Here is a 23222-nt window from a genome sequence, read left to right as displayed (position 1 = left end):
CTCCTACAGTGGGCAGTCTGCCAGAGTTCGCGGATAGGGGCCTATGCCGTTTGGGTGATTAATGCGCGTTAGGGTTGCTTGGTTTGGGGTTTTCCTGTGTTGAGATTGGCTGAAAAATTACGGTCCCGCCTGGTACAGCTGCCACGCAGACAGAAGCGTGTCATACAGGTGGCCACGGATGTGCTACTGGTCTGGCTGGCACTTTGGCTGGCTTTTTTCGTTCGCGTGGGTGAAGCGGATTTTGTGCAGCCTTTTGGGGGTCATGCCTGGCTGTTCGGCGTCGCGCCGCTGATCGCGATTCCGTTCTTCATCCGTTTCGGTATGTACCGAGCGGTGATGCGTTACTTCGGCAACGATGCGCTGATGGCTATTGCCAAGGCTGTTACGTTGTCGGCGTTGTTGCTGTCGCTGGCGGTCTACTGGCGCACCGATGCCCCCAAGGTCATACCGCGTTCGATGGTATTCAACTATTGGTGGTTGAGCCTGGTATTGATCGGCGGTCTGCGCCTGGTGATGCGCCAGTACTTCATGGGTGACTGGTTTTCCCCGGAGTCGATTACCAAATTCAGGGGGCGTGATGCTGGGCTGCCGAAAGTGGCCGTTTATGGCGCTGGTGCGGCGGGTAATCAACTGGTTGCGGCATTGCGCCTGGGGCGGGCAATGCGCCCGGTGGCTTTTATCGATGATGACTCCAATCTCTACAACCGCACCATTGCTGGGATACGGGTTTACTCGCCTAAACATATCCAGCAGATGATCGATGAAACAGGCGCCGATGAGATCCTGCTGGCGATTCCGTCGGCGACGCGTGGCAGGCGGCGTGAGGTGCTGGAAACGCTGGAGCCTTATCCGCTTCACGTGCGCAGCGTGCCGGGGTTCATGGATTTGGCCAGCGGCAAGGTCAAGGTAGAGGATATCCAGGAAGTGGATATCGCGGATCTGCTCGGGCGTGATGCAGTGCCACCGCAGCAGGCGCTGTTCGAGCAGTGCATTATCAACAAAGTGGTGATGGTGACAGGTGCGGGCGGCTCGATTGGCTCGGAGCTGTGCCGGCAGATTCTGGCGAACAAGCCTCGCACGCTGCTGTTGTTCGAACACAGCGAATTCAACCTTTACAGCATTCACATCGAGCTGGAGCGGACGGTCGAGCGGGCTTCGCTACCGGTGAGGTTGGTGCCGATCATGGGCTCCATTCGTAATCCCGAGCGCCTGCTGGACGTGATGCGCACCTGGCAGGTGGAGACGATCTACCACGCAGCGGCGTACAAGCATGTACCCATGGTGGAGCACAACGTCGCCGAAGGCGTGCTTAATAATGTGCTTGGCACCATGAACACGGCCCAGGCGGCGGTGCAGGCCGGGGTGGCCAACTTCGTTCTGATCTCTACCGACAAGGCTGTGCGGCCCACCAACGTGATGGGCAGTACCAAGCGCGTGGCGGAGATGATTCTGCAGGCGTTGAGTCGTGAAACTGCGCCGGTACTTTTTGGCGCTGATGACGCGGTACATCACGTCAACAAGACGCGCTTCACCATGGTGCGTTTCGGTAATGTGCTGGGCTCCTCGGGCTCGGTGATTCCGCGCTTCTACCAGCAGATTCGCAACGGTGGGCCGGTGACTGTGACCCATCCGAAGATCACCCGTTACTTCATGACCATTCCCGAAGCGGCTCAGCTGGTGATCCAGGCGGGCTCGATGGGGCAGGGCGGTGACGTGTTTGTGCTGGATATGGGACAGCCGGTGAAGATCGCTGAGCTGGCGGAGAAGCTCATTCATCTGTCTGGCCTGAGTGTTCGTTCTGAGAAATGCCCGCACGGGGATATCGCTATCGAATACACCGGACTGCGGCCCGGCGAGAAGCTGTATGAGGAGCTGTTGATCGGCGACAACGTGAGCGCTACCGAACATCCGATGATCATGCGCGCCAATGAGGAGCATCTTGACTGGGATGTGCTCAAGGACCGGTTGGCCAAGCTGCTCAAGGCGGTGGAAAGCGATGATTACCCGCAGGTACGGCAGCTGCTTCGTGAACTGGTGAGCGGCTATGTGCCTGAAGGGGAAATCGTCGACTGGATCTACCAGCAGCGGCGGGTAGAGCCTGAGTAAGTAGAGTTACGTCAGGGGTGGCCTAGTCTGGCAGCTTCTGAACTGCTCAGCTGTTGGGTAAGCGCGCTTTTAAATCTGCTCTGCAACAGCCTCCATCGTGAAGGTGCCTCCTTCCCAAGGGGGCTTCAGCCCCCACCATTAGCGGTTGTTGATTGCCTCTCTGTTGGTCAAATACTCCTCGCCATTCGGCTGGCTAGTGTCGGATATCAGTGCCGTGCGCCCTCATCCGACATGCTCAACAGCTGCTTTTCACGGTTCCAGTCGAACGGTTCGTCGTTCTGCTCGGCTTCGTAGCGGCGCTCTTCGAGTTGCTGGAAGACGGCAATCTCGTCATCCGGCATGAAGTGCAGGCAGTCGCCGCCGAAGTACCACAGTAAATCGCGCGGAACCAGGTGGGCGATCTGGGGATATCGGTGGAAGACCTGGCAGATCAGGTCCTGGCCCATGTGGCGCTCTTCCGGGACGTTCTGCAGGTTCATGATCAGTTCGTCGAAGCGTTCGAGAAACAGTGCGTGGCTTTCTTCCGAGACTTGTTCGGCCTCGCCCATGGCGAGCAGGATGCCGCGTAGATGGGCCAGCAGGGCCAGGTTGTGATCGTGGTAGGGATTGGCCATGTGTTCACCTGTGTCGATTTTCTGAAAGGCGCGATTATAGGCGTGCGCGCCGGTGAATTGGGGTGTCTGGTTGACTCGCTTATGGCTCGCAGGTTCGGTTTTTCGGATGAGGCGATGGTTGGCTCGTCGGCTTGCCAGCGCTGAAAAAAGGGGTCTTCTATCGCTTTGCCGACAGCGCGACGTACTAGCTTGGCTCGATCTCGCCGGGCAGCGCTGGAATGCTGACCAAACTGAGCAGGTAGCCTTCGAAGGTAGTGAACTGGCCGCCAAGCTCGATGCCGTTACGCCAGTTTGCGGATAGATCGATCAACAAACGCAGGCGCGCAGCCCCTTGATGAGTGGCGTCCAGCACTTCGGCATCCTGGAAGTAGAAGCGTTGCTTCACCAGCGGATACAGTGCTTTGAACAGGCTTTCCTTTAACGAGAAGGTTCGGGTAACCAGTTCGGCGCGCTCGTCTTCGTTTAGCGGAGAGTAGAGTTCCAGTTCACGGGGTGTGAGGATTTCGGCGGCCAGGCGGTCAGCTCGTTCGGGGGCAAGAATGCGCTCGATATCCAGTCCCAGTCCGCTCCATTGCTGACTGGAACCCACCACGACGCCTGCCCAGCCTGCGCCGTGGGTAATGGAACCAACGATGCCGGCCGGCCATTGCGGTGCGCGGTCTTCACCCACTGGCGGCACGAATGCAGTGCCGGTCAGGCCTCGCAGGGCCTCCCGAGCGCACAAGCGTCCAGCGAGAAACTCGGTCTGCCGCTTGCTGACGCCTTTCTGTGCGGGAATCTCCCAGCGACTAAAATCCTCGGGATCGAGCAATGCCGGGTCGAAGCGTGTGCTCATCAGGCTGACACCCGCCAAGGCTTGCGGTAGCGGCCAGTGGTCGGTGAGTGGCGTGCAGCAGCGCGGGTAGGAAGGCAGATCGTTCATGGTCGCTATTCTGCCTCAAGGCAGGTATTGGATGTGATCGCGCTGCGGCGGACGCGCCGTACTTCGCCTGGCGGATTACCCGTTGCTCCTCGCGCTGTTTCGCCGGCATCGGTAACAGTCCACAGGGAGAGGCGCGCCAACCAACTGCACACGCCATCGTCGCAAACGGCTGCAGCCCCGCTTCAGGTGGGATAACCCGTATCAAGGCTGCGGTTATTTTTTCACGCGCTGCTCGCTATGCCTTCAGGGTGCCTGCTAGGGTTGAGCGCATCACCTGGACGGAGAAAGCGATGTTCGAATCAGCCGAAATTGGTCACTCCATCGACAAGGAGACCTACGATGCGGCGGTGCCAGAGTTGCGTGAAGCGTTGCTGCAGGCGCAGTACCGGCTCAAGGCCCAGGCGCGGTTCCCGGTCCTCATACTGATCAATGGCATCGAGGGCGCCGGCAAAGGGGAAACTATCAAGCTGCTCAACGAGTGGATGGATCCGCGGCTGATACGTGTCGACAGCTTCGATGTGCCCAGCGACGAAGAGCTCGCGCATCCACCAGCATGGCGTTTCTGGCGACGCCTGCCGCCGAAGGGCCACACCGGGATTTTCTTCGGCAACTGGTACAGCAAGATGCTCGAGGACCGTGTGCACGGGCGCATCGATGGTGCCGAGCTGAAACTCGCCACCGCGCGGGCGCAGCGCCTGGAGCGGATGCTCTGTGACGAGGGCGCGCTGATCTTCAAGTTCTGGTTCCATCTGTCCAAGGAGCGTATGAACGCCCGGCTCGATTCGCTGAAGAATGACCCGCTGCACAGCTGGCGCATCAGCCCGTTGGATTGGCAACAGTCGAAGACTTACGACAAGTTCGTGCGCCACGGTGAGAAGATCCTGCGGCTCAGCAGCCGGGATTTTGCGCCCTGGTATGTGATCGAGGGTGCGGACGAGCGTTATCGCAGCCTGACCGTCGGCCGCATTTTGCTCGAAGGTCTGCAGGCCGCCCTGGCCGCCGCGGAGCAGCCAGGGCAGGCGGCGTCGCAGCCGCATTCGGCGCCGCTGCAGATCGATCTGGATCATTTGAGCCTGTTGGACAGCCTGGATCTGAGCCAGAAGCTCACCAAGGACGACTACCAGCAGCAGCTCGCCGAGGAGCAGGCGCGGTTGTCGCAGTTGTTGCGGGATCGCCGTCTGCGCAAGCGGGGCGTGCTGGCGTTGTTCGAGGGGCATGATGCGGCGGGCAAGGGGAGTGCGATTCGCCGCGTGACCGGCGCGCTGGACCCGCGGATGTACCGGACCATTCAGATCGCTGCGCCCTCCGAGGAAGAGCGCGCGCAGCCCTGGCTTTGGCGCTTCTGGCGCAATGTGCCGGAGCGCGGCAAGTTCACCATATTCGATCGCTCCTGGTATGGCCGCGTACTGGTCGAGCGGGTGGAAGGTTTCTGCACCCCGGATGAGTGGTTGCGTGCCTATTCGGAAATCAACGACTTCGAAGAGCAACTGGTCGATGCCGATATCGTGGTGGTGAAGTTCTGGCTGACCATCGACAAGAAAACCCAGCTCAAGCGTTTCAAGGAGCGTGAGGAGACGGTCTTCAAGCGCTTCAAGATCACCGATGAGGACTGGCGCAACCGCGAGCGCTGGGACGACTACGGGCATGCCGTAGCCGATATGGTCGACCGCACCAGTACCGAAATCGCACCCTGGACGTTGGTAGAGGCCAACGACAAGCGCTTCGCCAGGGTCAAGGTGCTGCGGACGTTGAATGAAGCGCTGGAGGCGGCGATCGAGAAGGGACGTTAACCGGGGCGGGGTTGCCAGGCTGTTGCTTACGGGGTCGACGGTGTCCTGTGACCGGGAGCCGCCGCAGGGTTGGTCGCGCGAGTCGATCTGCAGTTGCACCCTATCTACGAGCCTGAAAAGCCTGCCCAAGCGCGCTATCCGGCCGGCAAGCCGATGGCCGTGCATATCCGAGCTGAATGGTCGTCGCCAGCGCTGCGAGGCGCGAACTATGCTCGGGTCACCGTCCACCCCGCGGTCGTGGAACAAACCGTGCGCGCAGCGCCGTCACAACATCCCCGCGACCGCGCCTAGTCTCCGAGGTATGTCATGCGTGAAGTAGTGATCGTCGATAGCGTACGGACCGGCCTGGCCAAGTCCTTCCGTGGCAAGTTCAACTTGACCCGTCCTGACGACATGGCCGCGCATTGCGTTGATGCGTTGCTGTCGCGCAATGATCTCGACCCCGCACTCGTCGAGGATTGCATCGTCGGTGCTGGCTCCAATGAGGGCGCCCAGGGCTACAACATCGGTCGCAACGTCGCGGTGCTGTCCCGTCTGGGCATCGGCTGCGCCGGCATGACGCTCAATCGCTACTGTTCATCGGGCCTGCAGGCCATCGCTGTCGCGGCCAACCAGATTGCCTCCGGTTGCAGCGACATCATCGTCGCCGGCGGGGTGGAGTCGATCACCCTGACCCTGAAGAGCCGCAACACCGATCACCTGTTCAACCCGATCATCCAGGAGCGTGTGCCGGGCATCTACCACACCATGGGGCAGACGGCCGAACTGGTGGCACGTCGTTACAACGTGACTCGCGAGCAGCAGGATCTCTACTCGCTGCAGAGTCAGCAGCGTACTGCGCGTGCGCAGGCCGATGGGCTGTTCAGCGATGAGATCGTGCCGATGAATGTCCAGTACTACACCGAGGACAAGAACACTGGCGAGCGCACCGTGCATCAGGGCGTGGTCGAGGGTGATGATTGCAACCGTCCGGACACCACGCTGGAAAGCCTGGCCGGGCTCAAGCCCGTGTTCGCTGAAGACGGCTCGGTCACCGCCGGTAATGCCTCGCAGCTGTCCGATGGCGCGTCCATGACGCTGGTGATGAGCCTGGACAAGGCCATCGAACTTGGCCTCAAGCCGCGCGCCTTTTTCCGTGGTTTCACCGTGGCAGGCTGTGAGCCGGAAGAGATGGGCATCGGGCCGGTATACGCCGTGCCGCGTCTGCTCAAGGCCAAGGGGCTGCAAATCGACGACATCGACCTGTGGGAGCTCAACGAGGCCTTTGCATCGCAATGTCTGTATTGCCGCGACACGCTTGGCATCGACAACGAGAAGTACAACGTCAATGGCGGATCGATCTCGATCGGGCACCCGTTCGGCATGACCGGTTCGCGCACCGCCGGGCATATTGTCCGTGAGCTGCAGCGGCGCAACCTGCGTTATGGCGTGGTGACCATGTGCGTCGGTGGCGGTATGGGGGCTGCAGGTCTGTTCGAAGCGGCGCGCTAACAGCTTGGTGATACCGTCTTGAGACGGGCCTGCTACGAAGCCGTAGCAGGCCCGTTTTCTTTTGGCCGGCCATAAAGCCGAGCCGTGCTATCGAGCCTGATCGGCTGGCCGCATAGGGGCCTATATCTGACAGGCGTCTGGTAGTTGTCAGATGCGTAGCATGGGCACAAAAAAGCCGCAGAGATCGATTGAGTCTGCGGCTTCTTTTTTTGCGTGATCGTCAGACGATCACGCAGTGCGGCTTAGCGGTTGATGTTGTATTCCGCTGCGGCACCGATGCCAACAACGTTAGCCGACGGCAGCAGCTGGCTGATGAAACGGTTCCAGCGAGTGATGTTGGCCGGACCGACGAACACGACGTCCTGCGGCTGCAGCGGGAAGTGTTTGGCCAGGGCAAGGGCGGTCGGCGACTCGGCGTTCAGCTGAAAGACCTTGGCCGGCTCGGTCATCATGTCTTCAGCTCCGCGAATGACGTACAGCGCCTCACCGTCGGCAGTCTCCTGACGAATGCCGCCTGCGGTGCCGATTGCGTCCATCAGGTTCATGCTGGTGGCTTTGAACGACAGCGCTTGCGGCAGGTTGACCTCGCCCAGCACGTAGATCTTGCGCTGGTCGTTGTATGGCAGGTGCAGCTGGTCGCCGTCCTTCAGGTAAACCTGGTGCAGCCACGAGTCCGGGCGGTTCAGCGAATCCATGTCAAGCATGTACTCACGACCGTCGCGCTTGAGCGTCAGACCGGTGAGGTCCGCGGTTTCGGTATCCACACCGGCTTGACCGATAGCCTGGGTGATGGTCATCGGAGCGGTGGTCACCGGGACTTCGCCGGCGGTGTCGAATGCACCGGATACGACGACGCGCTGGCTGCCGAAGCGCAGGATGGATACATCGACCTGCGGACTGTCGATGTAGTTGGTCAGGCGACGCGCAATCAGGGCACGCAGTTCTTCTATGGTCTTGCCCGCGGCTTCGATGTTGCCGATGTACGGGTAGAACAGGGTGCCATCGGGGCGTACCAGACGACCGTTGGCATCCAGCTGCTGCTGCGGGCCGGACGGCGCGGTCAGCTCCGGGTGGTCCCAGACGGTAATGTAGAGCAGGTCGTTGGCGCCGATGCGGTAGGCGCCGGGCTTGTAGTTGAGCAGTTCCTGCTTGCTGGAGGTGCCCGCGTCAGAGGCGAGGTGACCCTTGAGCATTTCGGGGGTGATGCGGATCAGCTGAACGGTGCCGTGCTCGGCTTCGGCGCCTTCCTTGAACTCATCGGGATCGAGGTACTGGCCGGGGGCGAACGCACAGCCCTGCAATACCAAGGCGGAAGTAAAAGCTAGAGCGATAAATGGTTTCATGGGTTGTTCATCCTTGAGGGAGTGGTTGTTGTTCAAAGAGTGAGACGGCTTGATTCACTTTTCTGCCTGAGGCGCTTGAGTAATTTTTTCGCCTTTCCAAGAGGACCGGAGTCATCACTCCACACTCCTCAGCGACCAAATTGGATCGGTAGCCAAAGTTTTTCTCCTTCCTGAATTGTTCATCTCCAGCAGCTATCTATTCAGCTACGTAGACGCGTTTTTATTTCCCTCCTGGTTGTAAAGTCAGCGGCTGTTTGGTGGGGCAGGTTTAATTCCTAAGTTCTTCACATACGGCTGCTGCGTTACCACCGAGGCGGGATGGCGCTCATGTTTAGTTAGATGTTGAATTGCCAACCTGTCACGCTCACACAGAAGGGATAGACCGTCTCGATTTCGCTGGGTTCACCGTTGTTCAGTGCAATTTCGCCCAATTTTTCGATCATTGGGATTAGCTGTCCTGTTTCGCCGGCTTGGCCTTCTGCACGCGGTAGTTTTTTTCCCGCATGAATGCCGGAACTATGAACATCGCGTCATGCGCGTAGCGTTTAACCAGCCGTTTGGGTTCGGAAAGCATGCGATGCAACCATTCGAGTTTGCAGTTCTGCATCCACACCGGGGCCCGTTTAATACTGCCGGTAGCGAACGAAATGGATGCGCCGATACAAAAGCCCATACCGGTCCGTTCGTGGCTTTCGATTGAACTGGCAAGTATTTCCTGGCGCGGTGCGCCGACAGCGTAGAGCACTAATTCGGACGGGTTTTCCCGAACGAACTGCAATGCCCGTTGCACTTCATCCGGACGATTGATGAAGCCCATCGGCGGATTGTGGTGATAGAGCGTGATTCCGGGGTAGATCGCGCGCAGTTTTACGCATTCCTCTTCGGTCGCCCCGATCAGGACGATGCGCAGGTGCTCGCGGTCTGCCCATTCCAGCAGGTCGACGGTCAGGTCGCTGCCCGGAATCACTTCTTCGATCTGTACACCGAGACGCTGCAGCAGTGGCTGCAGGATTCGGCTGTCGCACAGGCGCAGGCGAGCCTTGGCGTAAGCCTCGCGCAGTGCAGGGTTATCCTGCAGTTGCGCCAGGTGGTCGACATTGGGGGTTACCACGAACGAGTAGGGCTGCTTGACCCCCTCGCGAATGCAGTTCAGCAGCGTCGCCTTGCTGCCGGTATAGAAATTCACACCGAACGCGTGGTTAGTCTCGTTAGACACTCATCGTTACTCCCTTGAAGGCGCCCTTGATGCCGGACCAGGCGAGGCTGGGGTGGTTGAACTCCTTGATGACGGTGATCGCCGACAGGAAACAGGCCGACGCGAAGGCGAAACCCTGGCCGTAGAAGCGCTTGTTGAATCGGGTGGCGGCGCGATTGCGGTAGTAGTGATAGAACGCCGAGCGGCCGCCCGAGCTCAGCGAGCCGTAGTGGAAGAGCCGGCTGCTCGGCACGACGCGGATCGAAACGCCTTTCTTCTTCGCCTGGAACTGCCAGTCGACTTCCTCGGAATACATGAAGTACGCCTCGTCCATCAGGCCGATGCGATCGACCAGCTTGGCCGAGAACGCCAGGCTGCAGCCCATCAGGTAATCCGGCTGCTCGCTGGTGTTTGCCATGGCCTCAAGGGTCTGGTCCTTGCCCAGCAGCTTGGCCTTGCCCAGCAGCGGGTAGAGTTTGCCGCCGCCGTAGCATTCCAGGCGCCCGGTGTCGGCGCTGAGGATGACCGAGCCGACGAACTGGCGGTCGTTCTCCTTCAGCGCATCGAGCAACGGCGCAAAGGCATCGCTATCGACATAGGTGTCGTTGTTGACGATCCAGAAAGTGCTCACTGGCAGGTTGTCCAGCGCCCAACGCAGGCCGTAGTTGTTGCCACCGGCGTAGCCGTTGTTCTCCGGGTTGGCGAGAACGGTAACGTTGTGGCGCGGCTGGGCCTCAAGCCACTGGTTGAATGCCACCACGGAGCCGTCCTGGGAGTCATTGTCGATGACCACCACATGGTTGAGAGCCGGGCAATGAGCGAGCAAGCTCTCAACGCAACTGATGGTTTCAGTAGCTGCCTTGTAGTTGAGGATAAGCGCGACGTTCATGGATGGGTTCCTGGCGGCGAAGGTGACGGGCCCTGAGGGCGTGAATGACGAACAGCAATGCGAAAACCGGTTGGCCGTATTCGAAGAATCCGTTGAGCGGCCAGATGACGAAGAACGCCAGCATCGTCGAGTAGATGAAGGTCATGTCGGTGGCAATGTTCTTGGCGATGCGGTGATAGACGAACAGTGTCATCGGGACGATGAGGAAGGTCAGAAAGCCGAAGCGGAACAGCGTTCCGATGATTCCGACATCTGACAGGAAGAAGTGCTCGCCGAAGTACGGGATGAAGCCGTCCTGCCACATCAGCGAAAGCGAGCCGCTGGGCAGCCAGTTGACCTGATCCAGATGGTCGAAGATCAGAGAAATGGTGACCGAGCGGGCGCCGTCTTCCACGCCTTCCAGCGTGCTGTCGTAGAACTCCGTGTTGAGCCCGAGAATTTCCAGCAGGCTCGGGTAGAAATAGAAAGGCGACAGCAGAATCGATAGCGAAGCCGCCCAGATGACGGCCTTGGCACGCAGACAGAACAGGGTGAAGGCCAGGCACAGGACGATCAGCTGGCGCGTCTGGGTTGCAAACACCAGGGTCAGCAGCAGTAGGGCGGCGATCACCAGATAGAAGGTCTTGTTCCGCGCGGCCCCGTTGATCGGCGAGGCGCCCTTCGACCAGATCTGGATGCAGTAGAAGTACGCCAGGCAGATCAGGTACGGACCGATTGATGATCGATCCGGGCGGTCATCCGAGCGCACTTCCGGGCGCATGTCGGGGATCACGCCGAACTTGAAGCACCACGAGAAGAACGCGGCGGCCAAGGCTGCATAGAGCAGGGCGCGTTCGAACTGCAGGGTGCTGACGCGCTTGCCGAGGAACAACAGCGGCGCAAAGCCCAGGCAGAACAGCACGCGGCGCTCTTCGATGAGCCCGAACACGATCGGTTGGCCGTAGGTGAAATAGGCGAAGATCGCCGGCATCACCAGAAACACCACCGCGCTGTACAGGCAGTAGTACATCAGGATGCGAAATTCACGCGGAGCGTTTTCCGCCGATGCCAGCAACAGCAAAATGGTGAACACGATGCTGACTGCCAGGTACGCCTCGTTCAGCCCCTTGATGCCATAGGGGTTGTGCGGGCTGTCGCCGAACACCGAAAAGTGCAGTATCAGTGCCAGGATCAGCAACGGAAAAAAGAAGAAGCGTGAACTGAAATTCGTCATCAACCTGAGTCCTTAGGTATTGGTTCCTTGAGCGCCACAGCCTTTCAAGCTGTTTCCAGCGCCCGCTTCTTGATCTTCTTGCGCCGCACCAGCAGACCGGTGAACGCCTTGAAGCTCTGGTAGAACCCGATCTCCTTTACCCCTTTGCCAAGTTCGAAGCCTTTGTACGTAGGGGTCTTGAGCAACAGCAGCTTCATCGCCAGCAGCCGCGGCAGGATCGTCGTGCGGCGGTAGTACTGGAACGGCTGAATGGAGAAGATGCTGCCCGTATCGAAAGCCTCGGCTTTGACAACGCCAGCAGCCTCCGCGTTGCGAAAAAGTTCGCGACCTTTTGCGGTGCGTACCAGAATCAGCGAATTGCCCTCGCGCTCCTCGAAGGAGGGGTAGCCCTTTTCATCGCCTTCCCAGCCATCGGCGCAGACGATGTCGGCGAATTCGCCAATGCCGTCCGGGCAGATCTTGCAGCGGGTTTGCAGGTGGCGGTTGAGCACTTTTCCCCAAGAGTCGTTGTAGGTCATGGTGCGTTCGTCGCCATTCTTCAGCGTGGCCTTGGTCAGCCCCGGCCAGCCGTCGCCGCGGTAGCGGAAGGCGGTAACGTCGCTGCGCTTGACCTCCAGCTTGTCCAGCACCTGCTCGGTGCCCTGCAGGCTCGGCGTGCCGGCGCACATGAACGAGACGATGTAAGGGATGTTTTCCTTCAGCCGCGGATTGTGCTGCTGCATCTGGCGCACGGCGGCGACGTCGCACGGTTTGCCGATGAACAGGTACTTCTCGGTGGACATGGCCACCCACTTCAGCGCTTCGCCCGGGCTGGCCGGCGCGTAGCGAGAGCCGGAAGAGGCGATGACGTTCTGCCGCGAGCGGCTGATGGTGGCGACGTTCTCCAGCGGATCGGTCTGCGAAGCCTGGATCTGGATGACGCCGTCGACCAGCTTGTTCTCCAGGCAATACTGCGCCAGCGCCGAGATCACGCCGCCGGACGAGCCAGCCTGACGGATCTCGTTATCAGCGGCGTAGCCTTTGAGTGTGTCGAGGATCTCGCCCCATATCGGGTGGTAGTTCTCCGACTTGTACGGGCGAATATCCAGATTCAGCGCCGGGCAGGACTTGGCGAAAGCGGCGCTGGTCTGCTCGTTGGCCACCGGCTTGTTCTGGTACTGGCTGTTGAGGACCGGACGGTGATAGCCATCGCCAGTCAGACGAATCTTGATAGCGTCGTCGTCTGCGACCGAGCTGCACATGCCACAGCCGCTGCACAAGTCGTTGTTCAGCACGCGATTCAATGAAGCTTTCATACCTGCCTTCCCTTGAGCGGCCAGTCGAGCGCGATGCGCGACCGGCAGTATTTAACGAGTGCGGTCATGCTGGCTGGCGCCGTTTGCGATAGATGTTGAGCACCGCATAACCGTAGATAAGCGTCAGGACGACCATGCCCAGAGTGGACACCCAGGGAGCCGCCTGTATCCCGTGCGAGGGGATGAAAATCCAGTAACAGAGCACCGTGATCACGCCCGAGGCGATGATTCCGAAGGTGCGCAGAAAACCCGTGCCCATCGCCATCAGCTGTACACCCAGACCGGCGGCGATGAAGCGCGCCGCGGTGAAGCAGGCGAAGGCCAGCCACAGGGTGTTCAGCTCGGCGTACTCGGCGCCGAGGAAGTAGTCGGTGAACAGCGGCCCGATGAAGAAGAACGCCAGCGCGAACACCAGTCCCATGCCCGCATACTCGCCGAGGATGCGTAGGCCATAGCGGGCCAGCCCGGCGGTCTTGTTGTGCAGCTGGTAGGCGAAACGCGGGATGTGCACGCTGGCCAGCAGCACGCTGAACGGCACCGCGCCCTGGATCAGGCGCGAGCCGGCGAAGTAGATGCCTGCGGCTTCGCGCCCGGCGAGGTGGTTGACGAGGATGACGTCCAGCTGGGCGAAGATGTTGGTCGCACCGCTGTCCACCGCGAAGCTGGTGGAAGACCTGAAGCGCTCGGCCAGCACTTTCCAAGAGTTGCGCAGGATGCCGCCCAATTCGAGGATCTTCGACAGCGCGCGCAGGGCGAAAGTCGCGTAGATCAGACGTGACACCAGAAAGGCGACGCCGATGGCAAGCACATCGTTGCGCAGCAGGATCGCCGCGCCGATCAGGACGAAATGCACCAGTGCCGTCGCAGCCACGATCTTCGTCTCGCGATGGAACTGGCCAATGCTGCGAAACACCGTCAGGCCAAGGTCGCCATAGGAGGAGGCAATCGTGCCGAGCAGGAACAGCACCGCAGCGAAGCGCTCGGTGGTGTGCAGATCGAGCACGAACAGAATGATCGGCAGCAGCACGACGCAGGCCGGCAGTACCAGTACGGACTTCGCCGCCAGGCTGGCGGACATGATCTCGCCCGCGCGATGGCGCTCGGCGCCGATGTCGCGCAAGGCGCGCATGCCGAAGCCGTAGTCGGTCACCAGGGCGACGATGGTCGACCAGGTGATCACGATCGAAATGAAGCCGAAGTCGCTCGGCCCCAGCGTTCGCGCGAGGATCAGCAGGGTGCCGAGCTGCACGGCGGTGCGGGCCGCCGTGGTAACCCCCATCAGGGCGTGATCGCGCATGGTTATCTCTGATACGCGGCCTGAGGCTGGTGCAGGGTGGCAAGGATCTGCTCCAGCGCCACGCTGTAGGCGTCCAGCTTGCGGCGGATGATCGCGCCGCTGGCGGCGACTTCGGCCTTGAGCTGTTCACGGTTGTCCAGATGCGCAAGAACCAGCTCCAGTGCGCTCTCGGTGTCCTCGGTCTTGAGGTCCACCACGCGGTGGTAGTCGAGCGACTGATAGAGCCCGGCGAACTTGCGGCTGTAGGCCAGCGGCACGACCGGCACACCGGCGGAAAACGCACCGATGGTCGCGTGCATGCGCGCGCCGACGAAGAAGTCCATGCCGCTGATATAGGACTTGGCCTCGATCGGCCCCTTGAAGCGCGGCGCCAGCTTGAGCTCGGGATACTGCTGCTGCAGTTGCTGGGACACGGTGTAGTCGTCTTCGGCGGGGAAGCCGATCGGGATCACGTGGGGCACCAGGTGTACTTCGTGGCCGCGCTCGAGCAGCGTGCGGATCAGGCGGTCGGTCAGCGTCTTGTAGTCGGCACGCAGGCCGAACTGATTGGCGGTGCCTTCGTAGCCGCCGTGATGCAGCAACGCCGACACGCTGAGGCCGACAGCCAGCTTGCTCGGATCGCGCTGTTCGCTCTGGCGCTCGAAGGGGAGGGCGAAGGCGACGTCGATGACTTCGTCGCGATTGGGGATGTTCAGCTGTTTGAGCACGTCGAACGACTGGTGGTCGCGGGCGAAGACCATGGTGCTCTTCTTCATTGCCCAGGCCGAAGCCTTGGTGCCCCAGTCCGACTTGAACGGGCCGATGGTCTGCGGCGAGAGGATCAGCGGAACGCGACCGCCCAGGGCCATGCCCTTGCTGACCAGCAGCTTGATCAGGCGCTTGGCGCCGTAGATGTCGGAGAAGCTGTCGCCTTCGCCGATATCGAATACCGCGTCACAGGAGCTGATCGCCTGGTACAGGCCGTGGGGATTCTTCAGCAGCGCCTTCTCGTTGAACTCGATGAATTCGTACTTGAAGCGCTCGGTGGACGGAGGGTAGTCGCAGGGCCCGGACGAACCGATGATCAGGAACTCCGGGGTGATCCCGCATTTACGCGCGGCCTCGTCGATCAGCAGCATGTTGGAAATGCTCAGGGCGCCAACCCCGAGGTTGCCGGAAGAGAACGAGTGCCATAGCAGTCCGAATTTCATGTTCGAGTCACTCCAGAATCAGTCAGCGTTGGGCGCAGGTGTAGGGCCAATGGCAGTGCAGTCGTTCGCCAGGTGTTTGCGCATGAGCTCCATCTGAGGACGGTCCTCGCCTTTGCGCGGCTCGATTGCAAGCTTATAGGTGCCCCAGCCGGGGCCGCCGGCCCAGTAGGCGCTGGGTACGCAGTTGTCATTGAGGTAGGCGAGCAGGTTGTCCATGGCGACCGCCGCTTCGGGCAGGTCGTCGGGAATGCCGTATTCGCCGAGGAAGCCTTTTTGGCCGTGCTTCTTCAGCCACTCGATGAAGGGTCGAGCGCGCTCGACGCCGATCATCGGATCGATATCGCGGCTGGTCTGCGCCATGTACTTGCCGGAGAAATCCTGGTCGAAATACAGGTGCGCTTCGTAGACGATGCGGTCGGCCGGGTCGTTGATGAGGAAGTTGGCGTTCACCAGCGGCCAGTGGTACGCGCTGGACCAGCGCTCGCCTTCGATGAAGATCAGCGTCTGATCGTCGACTTCGCGAATCGCATCGACCGCCGCTTGCGCCGCGCCTGGCCAGAGTCCAACGGTGCCGTGTGGCTCGTTCATGATGTCGTAGCCGAGCAGGCCGCGGTGACCCTTGAAGCGCTTGGCCAGTTCGCGCCACACCGATGCGTAGGCGTCGTAAGGCACCTTGCTCGAGCCGATGAGTTCGCCGTGGTAACGACCATAGTTGTGCATGTCCAGAATGACCTTCTGGCCATTCATCGCGGCCAGATCCAGGGTCTTCTTCAACAACCGGATCTGGTCGAAGTTCAATCCGTCATCGAGCGAGTGTTGAACCCTCTCCCAGATGAAGGGAAAGCGGATCAGGCGGATGCCCTGATCGGCGTAGTACCTGAAGTGCTTCTTTTCCGGATAGAAGTAGTTCGTGCCGTTCTTGCCCGGAGTCACGTGTGGGGCAAATCCGGCGCCGGAGATGTTGACCCCGAGCAGGGCGAGGCCCTTGTCGCTGGTTGGCCAATCGGCGGCGCTCGCGCCGACTGCGGACAGCGTGGCCACCAGTGCCACAGCCAGTCGTGTGAGGCGTTGTGCTGGCCGGTTGGGGTGTCTGGTCATCGCTAACACCTATCTTCGGGCAAAAGTAAGTTCCACTGACGCTCGGAAGGCCAGTTGCTCGGCAGTGAGGAAAGTGGGGGTAGCTGCAGTGTTCTGCATGGCGACGGCGAGCCGTCGCCATGCACTCACCTTATTTGCTGGTGCTGGCGTATTCGTACTGGTAGTAGCCGTACTCGCCGTAGGTTGAAGCCTTGCGAACCACTGCGTTGAAGATGACGCCCTTGACGATCAGGCCGTTCTGCTCGAGTCGACGCTTGGCTGCCTCGATTTCCTTCACACCGTTCAGCGCATAGCGGGTGACCATCAGTGTGGTACCGGCCTGGCTGCCGACCAGCGCGGCGTCGGTGACCGCCAGGATCGGCGGGGTATCGAAGATCACCAGGTCGTACATGTGGCTGATCTCCTTGACGAAGCGCGAGAAGTTCTCGTGCATCAGCAGCTCCGAGGGGTTCGGCGGCAGCTGGCCATGGGTGATCACGTGCAGGTTGTTCAGTTGGGTCTTCTGGATGGCATCGAACAGGGTGATGCGGCCGGAGAGGATGTCCGACAGTCCCTTGTCACCGTCACAGCGCATGACCTTGTGCAGGTAACCCTTGCGCATGTCGGCATCGATCAGCAGCACGCGCTTGCCGGATTGTGCAACGACCGCGGCGAGGTTGGTGGTGACGAAGGACTTGCCCACCGCAGGGCTCGGGCCGGTGATCATCAGGACGTTGTTCTTGGCCTCGATCATCGCGAAGTGCAGGCTGGTACGCAGGCTGCGCATGGCTTCGGTGGCGAGGTCGGCCGGGTCGTTGATGGTCAGCAGGTAAGAGGCGGTGCTCTTGTCGCGCTTGAAGTTGGCCAGGCGTTTTTCCAGCGCGGCCTGCTTGTCGGTGAACGGGATCGAGGCATACACCGGGGTGCCGGTACGCTCGATGTCTTCCGGGTTCTCGACGCCACGCTTGAGTGCTTCACGCACATAGACGAATGCGGTAGCGAGCAGGGCGCCCAGCAGGGTCGCGACGATGACCACCAGCGGCTTGTTCGGCTTGACCGGGTTTTCCAGATCCGCGGCAGCATGGTCGATGATGCGCACGTTGCCTACGGTGCCGGCGCGAATGATGTCCAGCTCCTGGGTCTTGTTCAGCAGCATGGAATAGGTTTCCGAGGAAACTTCCACGTCACGGGTCAGGCGCAGCAGTTCCTGCTGGGTCGACGGCAGGGTGCCGATCTGCTTCTCCAGTTCTTCCTTCTGCATCTGCAGTTGGTTGATCTGGTTCATCAATGCCTGGAAGTTCGGATGCTGACGGGTGAAGCGGCGTTCCATCTCGGTACGCTTGAGGTTCTGCTCGGAGATCTGCTTCTCAAGATCGACGATGCGGTCCAGCACGGATTGCGTTTCGGCGGTGATATCCACGGAGCCCGAGCCGGTCTGGTACTTGTTCAGGGCTGTCTGCGCAGCTTCCAGCTTCTTGCGTACGGCTGGCACCTGCTCATTCAGGAACTCCAGGCTCTGGGTGGCTTCGGCGGCATTGCGCGCGACGTTCTGGTCTACATAACGGCTGGCGACCTCTTCCAGAACGCGAATAGCGTGCTCCGGGTTGGGGTCTTCGAGGGTCACGTTGACGATGCCCGACTGCTTGCCGCGTTCGGCGGCCGACAGACGCTGCTGGTAGCTTTCGGTGGTGTTGTAGGTACGGTTCTTGACCACGGTGAACGTGGTACCCGGCCGTGCATTCAGCTCAGCCACGGTGACGCGGTAGTCCTCTGTCTCGACCGGCTCGCCCACGACACCCTGAACCACGACCTCGTCGTCCTTGTCACGCAGGATGAAGCCGTTGTTCTCTGCCGCTTCGAGTGTCAGCTCCTTGCCATGGACCTTGTCCGGCACTTCCAGCTGAGTGACCTTCAGCGTCTCGCCACCCCAGGCGTAAGCGCCAAGACCGGCAGGGTGCCAACCCAATTCACCTTCTTCGCTCGGCTCGAAGCGACGCGCCATGAAACCGCCGATGATCGGGAAGTGGTGGGGGGTGATCTGGATATCGAGATTCAGGCTGGCAACGGCACCACCAACCACCGAGCGCGACTTGAGCAGCGCGATCTCGGTTTGCGCCGGAGACACCGGCGGATTGGTGTTGACCACGTCAGTCAGGCTTGGCAGCCCGTTCTTCGGTTCGATCTGGATCATCGCACTGGCGAGATAGACCGGCGTCGCAAGCAGGGCGTAGGCGATCCCCAGGGCTGCAAAGAACCCGGTGATGCCCAGGATCAGCAGGCGGTTGTTGATGAAGGTGTCAAAGAGGTGGGCCAAGTCGATGTCCTTGTCCTCTTTGGTTTCATAGATCGGGCGGGGCATGGTTGTCATCGAAGTTCCTTCTTCATTTCAGGTAAGGAAGCCAGCTCTCGACGGATTTCGTCAGGAGATTGTGGACATGTTCAAACGCGGGTTTGGATTGGCGGTACGGGTCCGGGATTTCCAGCTCGTCCTGCCATTTACCGATGAGAAACGTTTTACCGTGCACTTCAGGTGCGATCTGGCGAATGTGCTGAATGTGGCTATGCTCCATCGCTAGGATCAGATCCGCCTGGTGCAGCATGTGGCTGTCGACCTGGCGCGCGCAGTGAGCTGGTAGCTCCAGCCCGTTGTCCTGCAGTACTTCATGGGCGGTCTTGTCCATCGGGTTACCTACTAATGCACCAATCCCTGCCGAGCTGATCGTCAGGTCCTGGCCGCTGAGTCTGTGTGCGAACAGCGCTTCGGCCGTGGGGCTTCGGCAGATGTTTCCGACACAGACGATCAAGATGTTCTTGAACATGGGATCAACCTCGTGGCTGCAACTTCGCAGCCGCCGGGGTGCGGCCCGGGGTGAACGAATGTGAGATTTTTGGGAGTGTCATTAGTTCCTTCCTGCCGCATCTTGTGATGCGGCTTTTCTGATCTTTTTCGGCGGTGTTCAGCGCGTTTGCCGATCAGTACACATCCTTGTTGAGCAGCAGCGCTGGCGGGGTACGCACCAGGATGTAGAGGTCGAACCACACGGACCAACGCTCGATGTAATCCAGGTCGAACTCGACGCGTTTCTCGATCTTCTCCAGCGTGTCGGTTTCACCGCGGTAGCCATTGATCTGTGCCCAGCCAGTGATGCCTGGCTTGACCCGATGGCGCGCGGAGTACTCGGCCACGGCATCCTCGAACAGCACGCCGGCAGCCTTGGTAGCCGTGGCATGAGGGCGCGGACCGACCATTGACATGCTGCCGAGGAAGACGTTCAGCAGCTGAGGCAGCTCGTCGAGGCTGGTCTTGCGGATGAAGCGGCCCACACGGGTGATGCGATCATCGCCACGGGTGGTTTGCCGATCGGCGTTGGCGTCCGACTTCTCGTGGTACATCGAGCGGAACTTGAAAACTTCGATCAGGCGGTTGTTGTAGCCGTAGCGCTTCTGCTTGAAGAGCACGGGGCCTGGCGAGTCGAGCTTGATCGCCAGGGCGATCGCCAGCATGACCGGCGCGGCGGCGAGCAGGGCGATGCTGGAAATGACGATATCTTCCAGACGCTTGAACATCGGCGACCATCCGCGCAGCGGCAGATCCGACGCGATCAGGGTCGGCAGGCCGCCGACCTCGGTGATGCGCTTGTCGGCATGGCGGAAGGCGACCATGTCGGGTACCAGCAGAACATTGACCGGCAGCTTGCGCAGCTCGGCGATCAACTGGCCGATCCGGCTGTCGGCGAACCAGGGCAGGGCGACCAGCACCTGGGTGACCTTCTCTTCACGGATCATCTGTTCGAGATCACGGGTGTTGCCCAGCAGCGGCAGGTTGGCCAGCTCCTTGGGCAGACGTTCGAGGCGATCGTCGATAAAGCCGAGCACGCCGGTGCGAATATCGCGGTGGTTCTGCAGGTACTCGGCAACGCGTACGCCATTGTCGGTGCCGCCGAGGATCACGGCGTTCTGCAGGAACATGCCGCGTGCCATCAGGCGACGGAACAGCGCAAGCATCGCCAGGCGTTCGGCGCCAAACAGGATGGTGCTGGTGAGGAACCAGAACGCCAGGTGTTTGGCCTCGAGATAACCGAACATCCCCATGCCTTGATGCATAAAGACCAGGAAACTGAACGCTGCCGCCCAGGCGACGAACATCACGCGGAAGCGCAGCAGGGTGCTGAACACCTCTTCGCTGTAGATGCCAACGGTCTGGAAAATGATGACGCTCAGTACCGCGAAGAAGCCGAGGAAGGCGCTAAACGGGCCGCTGGTGGGCAGCTCCATGAAGGCAAGAAGCAGGAGCCCCGGCAGGATGGCCGTCAGCGCATGTATCAGGCGAATGCTGGCAAGGAAGTAATCGACGAAACTCGGGTGAGCATATTCAAGGGTTCCAACTGACTGTACGCGCATACAAGGCTCCATCCTCAGCTCAAAGCTGGCTCAAATCTCGAATTAATCGCCGCGGCACGCGGGAGGGTGATAGCAGGCCGCCATCGCAACCGTGATCGGGACTCCTGCTCCGACCGTGCCTCTCAGAATGAGTTCAGTACTAGTCAAAGGCCTGCCAAAAAAATGCTGAAAACCACGATCTGCCTGCAAACCACTGTTTTGTAAGAGGTTTAGACGGAACTTGCGGATGTCTTGGAAGACCTGGGTGCGCGCATTCGGTGACCGACGGCGCCATTGATCGAACTTTTGGATTAATACCGCTGCGCTTGTTTCGCACAACTTCCGGCGCTGGGTCCTGTCTTATGAAACGGTGCGAATAGCGAGGAATGAACAGCCATGAGCTATGCCAAGGCGCTGCTGATACTGCATGGAAAACAGGCGCTCAATGAGGAGGTACGCGAGGCTGTCAAACAGCAGCGTGAATTGGGCTGGGAGCTGGCGGTTCGCGTGACCTGGGAGCCCGGCGATGCTCAACGGCTGGTGCAGGAGGCCTTGAGTGCGGGCTACCGAATGCTGGTTGCCGGTGGTGGCGATGGCACCCTGCGTGAAGTTGCCGAAACCATGCTGGAGATCGGAGCAGACGCGACCCTGGCACTGATGCCGCTGGGTAGCGCCAATGATTTCGCCAAGGCTGCCGGTATATCGCTCGATCCATTCGAATCGCTGGCGCTGCTGGATGAGCCTGCGCAGGCCGTCGATATCGGCATGATGAACGGGCGGCCATTCGTCAACATGGCTACCGGTGGCTTCGGTTCGCGGGTAACTGCCAGCACCTCGGAAGAACTCAAGCGTTTCCTGGGTGGTGGTGCTTACCTGCTGACCGGGCTGACGCGCTTTGCCGAGATCGATGCGGCCCGTGGCCGCTTCAGCGGTCCGGACTTCGAATGGGAGGGCGAGTTTCTGGCGCTAGGGATCGGCAATGGCCGCCAGGCGGGCGGTGGCCAACTGCTATGCCCGCAGGCGAGCGTCGATGACGGCTTGCTCGATGTCTGCATCGTGCCTGCGCCGGCCGATGCCGTCGGTACGCTGGGAACATTGCTCAGCGGCGGATTGCTCGGAGTCGAGGCTGTGTCCGTCAGCGCGCGGGTGCCCTGGCTCGAGGTAGAGGCGCCGACGAAGATCGACATCAATCTGGACGGCGAGCCGTTCCGCAGCGCCCATCTGCGCTTCGAAGTGCGCGCCGGCGCATTGCGCATGCACCTGCCGCCTGACTCTCCCTTGCTGTTGCGCAATGCCGAAAAGCAATAACCCCTGTTTGCCATTCCGACGGTTGCGACGCGCAGCATAAAAAACACGCTGCGGCGCATAAAGCGTTGGAGCATCCGGCCGATATGCCTTTTACCATGTTTTCCCAAGGAGCCTGGAAATGGCCGGCATTCTCGATTCAGTCGATCAACGTACCCGTCTTGTGGGGCAGAATCGCCTGGAGATTCTCATGTTCCGGCTCGGCGGGCGGCAGAAGTTTGCCATCAACGTCTTCAAGGTGCAGGAAGTCGTCCAGCTGCCGAAGATGACCCTGATGCCGCACCGCCACAGCTCGGTCTGCGGCGTGGTCAACCTGCGAGGGCAGACGCTGCCGGTGGTGGACCTTTCGCGAGCCATCGGCCTTCGCCCGCTGGTGCCGGATGAGCGCAGCACCATCATCGTTACCGAATACAACCGTACCGTGCAGGCGTTTCTCGTTGGCGGTGTGGATCGTATCGTCAACCTCAACTGGGAGGAGGTGATGCCGCCGCCAAGCACGGCCGGTCGTCAGCACTACCTCACGTCGATCACCAAGGTCGATAACGAGCTGGTTGAAGTGATCGATGTGGAAAAGGTGCTTGCCGAGATCGTGCCTTACGACACCAGTATTTCCGCCGAGCGCCTGGCCGATCCGCTGCTCGAGCGCGCCCGGGGTCGCGAAGTGCTGTGCGTGGATGACTCCACCGTGGCCCTCGCGCAGCTGCGCGAAACCCTCAGCCAGCTCGGCATTAAGGTCCACACTGCCAGCGACGGACTGAAGGGCCTGAACATGCTCAAGGCCTGGGCCGATGCCGGCGAGGTGCTGACCGACAAGTTGCTGATGGTCTTCACCGACGCCGAAATGCCGGAGATGGATGGCTATCGCCTGACCACGGAAATTCGCCATGACCCGCGCCTGCGTGATCTGTACGTGGTGCTGCACACTTCGCTGTCGGGCAGTTTCAACCTGGCGATGGTGCAGAAAGTTGGTTGCGATAACTTCCTTTCCAAGTTCCAGCCGGAAAAGCTCGTGGACGTGATCCAGGACCGTCTGAAAATGGAAGAGCAGGACTGATCACTCCCTCGCTCTGTCGGCTGCTGAACATCGCAGTCGAGCCCTGATATGCTGCTGCGCT

The 23222-nt window shown here is 60.5% G+C and carries 18 protein-coding genes; 5 read left to right on the top strand and 13 right to left on the bottom strand.

Annotated features, from left to right (window positions below):
- Nucleotides 1-105: 105 nt before the first annotated feature.
- Nucleotides 106-2106 carry a polysaccharide biosynthesis protein gene (locus LW136_RS14030; RefSeq protein ID WP_234173128.1) on the top strand — a complete coding sequence of 667 codons (2001 nt, stop codon included), beginning with the start codon at nt 106-108 and terminating at the stop codon, nt 2104-2106.
- 206 nt (nt 2107-2312) lie between these two features.
- On the opposite strand, the gene LW136_RS14025 is transcribed toward LW136_RS14030, so the two are convergent.
- Both LW136_RS14025 and LW136_RS14020 read right to left on the bottom strand, forming a co-directional pair.
- A complete protein-coding gene (locus LW136_RS14025) occupies nt 2313-2720 on the bottom strand; it encodes a PA2817 family protein (protein ID WP_046619785.1) in 408 nt (135 codons plus the stop codon).
- A 184-nt stretch (nt 2721-2904) separates the two neighbouring features.
- A complete protein-coding gene (locus LW136_RS14020; protein WP_044315585.1) occupies nt 2905-3642 on the bottom strand; it encodes a 4'-phosphopantetheinyl transferase family protein in 738 nt (245 codons plus the stop codon).
- 290 nt (nt 3643-3932) lie between these two features.
- Here LW136_RS14020 and pap point away from each other — a divergent pair, with 290 nt between their 5' ends.
- Nucleotides 3933-5432: a polyphosphate:AMP phosphotransferase gene (pap, locus tag LW136_RS14015; RefSeq protein WP_044315584.1), complete on the top strand. Its 1500-nt coding sequence runs from the start codon at nt 3933-3935 to the stop codon at nt 5430-5432.
- Nucleotides 5433-5738: 306 nt separating this feature from the next.
- Nucleotides 5739-6923, top strand: a complete 1185-nt coding sequence (locus LW136_RS14010; RefSeq protein ID WP_234173127.1) for a thiolase family protein — start codon at nt 5739-5741, stop codon at nt 6921-6923.
- Nucleotides 6924-7165: 242 nt separating this feature from the next.
- Here the strand turns inward: LW136_RS14010 and LW136_RS14005 are convergent, their stop codons facing one another.
- The 11 genes from LW136_RS14005 to LW136_RS13955 form a co-directional block, all read right to left on the bottom strand.
- On the bottom strand, nt 7166-8266 hold the full coding sequence (locus LW136_RS14005; RefSeq protein ID WP_044314203.1) for a polysaccharide biosynthesis/export family protein: 1101 nt from the start codon (nt 8264-8266) through the stop codon (nt 7166-7168).
- A 448-nt stretch (nt 8267-8714) separates the two neighbouring features.
- The gene (locus tag LW136_RS14000; RefSeq protein WP_044314202.1) at nt 8715-9482 is read right to left on the bottom strand and encodes a WecB/TagA/CpsF family glycosyltransferase; all 768 of its coding nucleotides are present in this window, start codon (nt 9480-9482) and stop codon (nt 8715-8717) included.
- Nucleotides 9475-10350: a glycosyltransferase family 2 protein gene (locus LW136_RS13995; RefSeq protein ID WP_044314201.1), complete on the bottom strand. Its 876-nt coding sequence runs from the start codon at nt 10348-10350 to the stop codon at nt 9475-9477. Before LW136_RS13995 ends, LW136_RS14000 begins: the two co-directional genes overlap by 8 nt.
- A complete protein-coding gene (locus LW136_RS13990) occupies nt 10310-11563 on the bottom strand; it encodes a hypothetical protein (RefSeq protein ID WP_041014396.1) in 1254 nt (417 codons plus the stop codon). The genes LW136_RS13995 and LW136_RS13990 overlap by 41 nt, the downstream gene beginning before the upstream one ends.
- Nucleotides 11564-11607: 44 nt before the next feature.
- Entirely contained in the window at nt 11608-12858 is a 1251-nt protein-coding gene (locus LW136_RS13985) for a Coenzyme F420 hydrogenase/dehydrogenase, beta subunit C-terminal domain (RefSeq protein WP_014820793.1), read from the bottom strand.
- A 64-nt stretch (nt 12859-12922) separates the two neighbouring features.
- Nucleotides 12923-14155, bottom strand: coding sequence for an oligosaccharide flippase family protein (locus tag LW136_RS13980; RefSeq protein WP_045667101.1), 1233 nt, complete (start codon nt 14153-14155; stop codon nt 12923-12925).
- Nucleotides 14156-14157: 2 nt separating this feature from the next.
- Entirely contained in the window at nt 14158-15345 is a 1188-nt protein-coding gene (locus tag LW136_RS13975; protein ID WP_046619760.1) for a polysaccharide pyruvyl transferase family protein, read from the bottom strand.
- A gap of 18 nt (nt 15346-15363) precedes the next feature.
- A complete protein-coding gene (locus LW136_RS13970; protein WP_234173126.1) occupies nt 15364-16443 on the bottom strand; it encodes a glycoside hydrolase family 5 protein in 1080 nt (359 codons plus the stop codon).
- A gap of 130 nt (nt 16444-16573) precedes the next feature.
- Nucleotides 16574-18790 carry a polysaccharide biosynthesis tyrosine autokinase gene (locus tag LW136_RS13965; protein WP_042926903.1) on the bottom strand — a complete coding sequence of 739 codons (2217 nt, stop codon included), beginning with the start codon at nt 18788-18790 and terminating at the stop codon, nt 16574-16576.
- A gap of 13 nt (nt 18791-18803) precedes the next feature.
- Nucleotides 18804-19241 carry a low molecular weight protein-tyrosine-phosphatase gene (locus LW136_RS13960; RefSeq protein WP_014820788.1) on the bottom strand — a complete coding sequence of 146 codons (438 nt, stop codon included), beginning with the start codon at nt 19239-19241 and terminating at the stop codon, nt 18804-18806.
- 154 nt (nt 19242-19395) lie between these two features.
- The gene (locus tag LW136_RS13955) at nt 19396-20823 is read right to left on the bottom strand and encodes an undecaprenyl-phosphate glucose phosphotransferase (RefSeq protein ID WP_014820787.1); all 1428 of its coding nucleotides are present in this window, start codon (nt 20821-20823) and stop codon (nt 19396-19398) included.
- Nucleotides 20824-21198: 375 nt separating this feature from the next.
- On the opposite strand from LW136_RS13955, the gene yegS reads away from it, so the two are divergent.
- The gene (gene yegS / locus LW136_RS13950; RefSeq protein ID WP_234173125.1) at nt 21199-22110 is read left to right on the top strand and encodes a lipid kinase YegS; all 912 of its coding nucleotides are present in this window, start codon (nt 21199-21201) and stop codon (nt 22108-22110) included.
- Between the two features lie 118 nt (nt 22111-22228).
- Nucleotides 22229-23161, top strand: coding sequence for a chemotaxis protein CheV (locus tag LW136_RS13945; RefSeq protein WP_125876291.1), 933 nt, complete (start codon nt 22229-22231; stop codon nt 23159-23161).
- The last annotated feature ends 61 nt before the right edge of the window (nt 23162-23222 follow it).

It is taken from the genome of Stutzerimonas kunmingensis (assembly GCF_021432085.1).
In the GTDB taxonomy this organism is placed as follows: Bacteria; Pseudomonadota; Gammaproteobacteria; order Pseudomonadales; family Pseudomonadaceae; genus Stutzerimonas.
This window is presented reverse-complemented; position numbering and strand designations above follow the sequence as displayed.

What these genes read in the sequence shown, in the direction of transcription:
- LW136_RS14025 (WP_046619785.1), bottom strand. Translation starts at nt 2,720, where the DNA reads ATGGCCAATCCCTACCACGATCACAACCTGGCCCTGCTGGCCCATCTA.
- LW136_RS14020 (WP_044315585.1), bottom strand. Translation starts at nt 3,642, where the DNA reads ATGAACGATCTGCCTTCCTACCCGCGCTGCTGCACGCCACTCACCGAC.
- pap (WP_044315584.1), top strand. Translation starts at nt 3,933, where the DNA reads ATGTTCGAATCAGCCGAAATTGGTCACTCCATCGACAAGGAGACCTAC.
- LW136_RS14010 (WP_234173127.1), top strand. Translation starts at nt 5,739, where the DNA reads ATGCGTGAAGTAGTGATCGTCGATAGCGTACGGACCGGCCTGGCCAAG.
- LW136_RS14005 (WP_044314203.1), bottom strand. Translation starts at nt 8,266, where the DNA reads ATGAAACCATTTATCGCTCTAGCTTTTACTTCCGCCTTGGTATTGCAG.
- LW136_RS13995 (WP_044314201.1), bottom strand. Translation starts at nt 10,350, where the DNA reads ATGAACGTCGCGCTTATCCTCAACTACAAGGCAGCTACTGAAACCATC.
- LW136_RS13990 (WP_041014396.1), bottom strand. Translation starts at nt 11,563, where the DNA reads ATGACGAATTTCAGTTCACGCTTCTTCTTTTTTCCGTTGCTGATCCTG.
- LW136_RS13985 (WP_014820793.1), bottom strand. Translation starts at nt 12,858, where the DNA reads ATGAAAGCTTCATTGAATCGCGTGCTGAACAACGACTTGTGCAGCGGC.
- LW136_RS13980 (WP_045667101.1), bottom strand. Translation starts at nt 14,155, where the DNA reads ATGCGCGATCACGCCCTGATGGGGGTTACCACGGCGGCCCGCACCGCC.
- LW136_RS13975 (WP_046619760.1), bottom strand. Translation starts at nt 15,345, where the DNA reads ATGAAATTCGGACTGCTATGGCACTCGTTCTCTTCCGGCAACCTCGGG.
- LW136_RS13970 (WP_234173126.1), bottom strand. Translation starts at nt 16,443, where the DNA reads ATGACCAGACACCCCAACCGGCCAGCACAACGCCTCACACGACTGGCT.
- LW136_RS13965 (WP_042926903.1), bottom strand. Translation starts at nt 18,790, where the DNA reads ATGACAACCATGCCCCGCCCGATCTATGAAACCAAAGAGGACAAGGAC.
- LW136_RS13960 (WP_014820788.1), bottom strand. Translation starts at nt 19,241, where the DNA reads ATGTTCAAGAACATCTTGATCGTCTGTGTCGGAAACATCTGCCGAAGC.
- LW136_RS13955 (WP_014820787.1), bottom strand. Translation starts at nt 20,823, where the DNA reads ATGCGCGTACAGTCAGTTGGAACCCTTGAATATGCTCACCCGAGTTTC.
- yegS (WP_234173125.1), top strand. Translation starts at nt 21,199, where the DNA reads ATGAGCTATGCCAAGGCGCTGCTGATACTGCATGGAAAACAGGCGCTC.
- LW136_RS13945 (WP_125876291.1), top strand. Translation starts at nt 22,229, where the DNA reads ATGGCCGGCATTCTCGATTCAGTCGATCAACGTACCCGTCTTGTGGGG.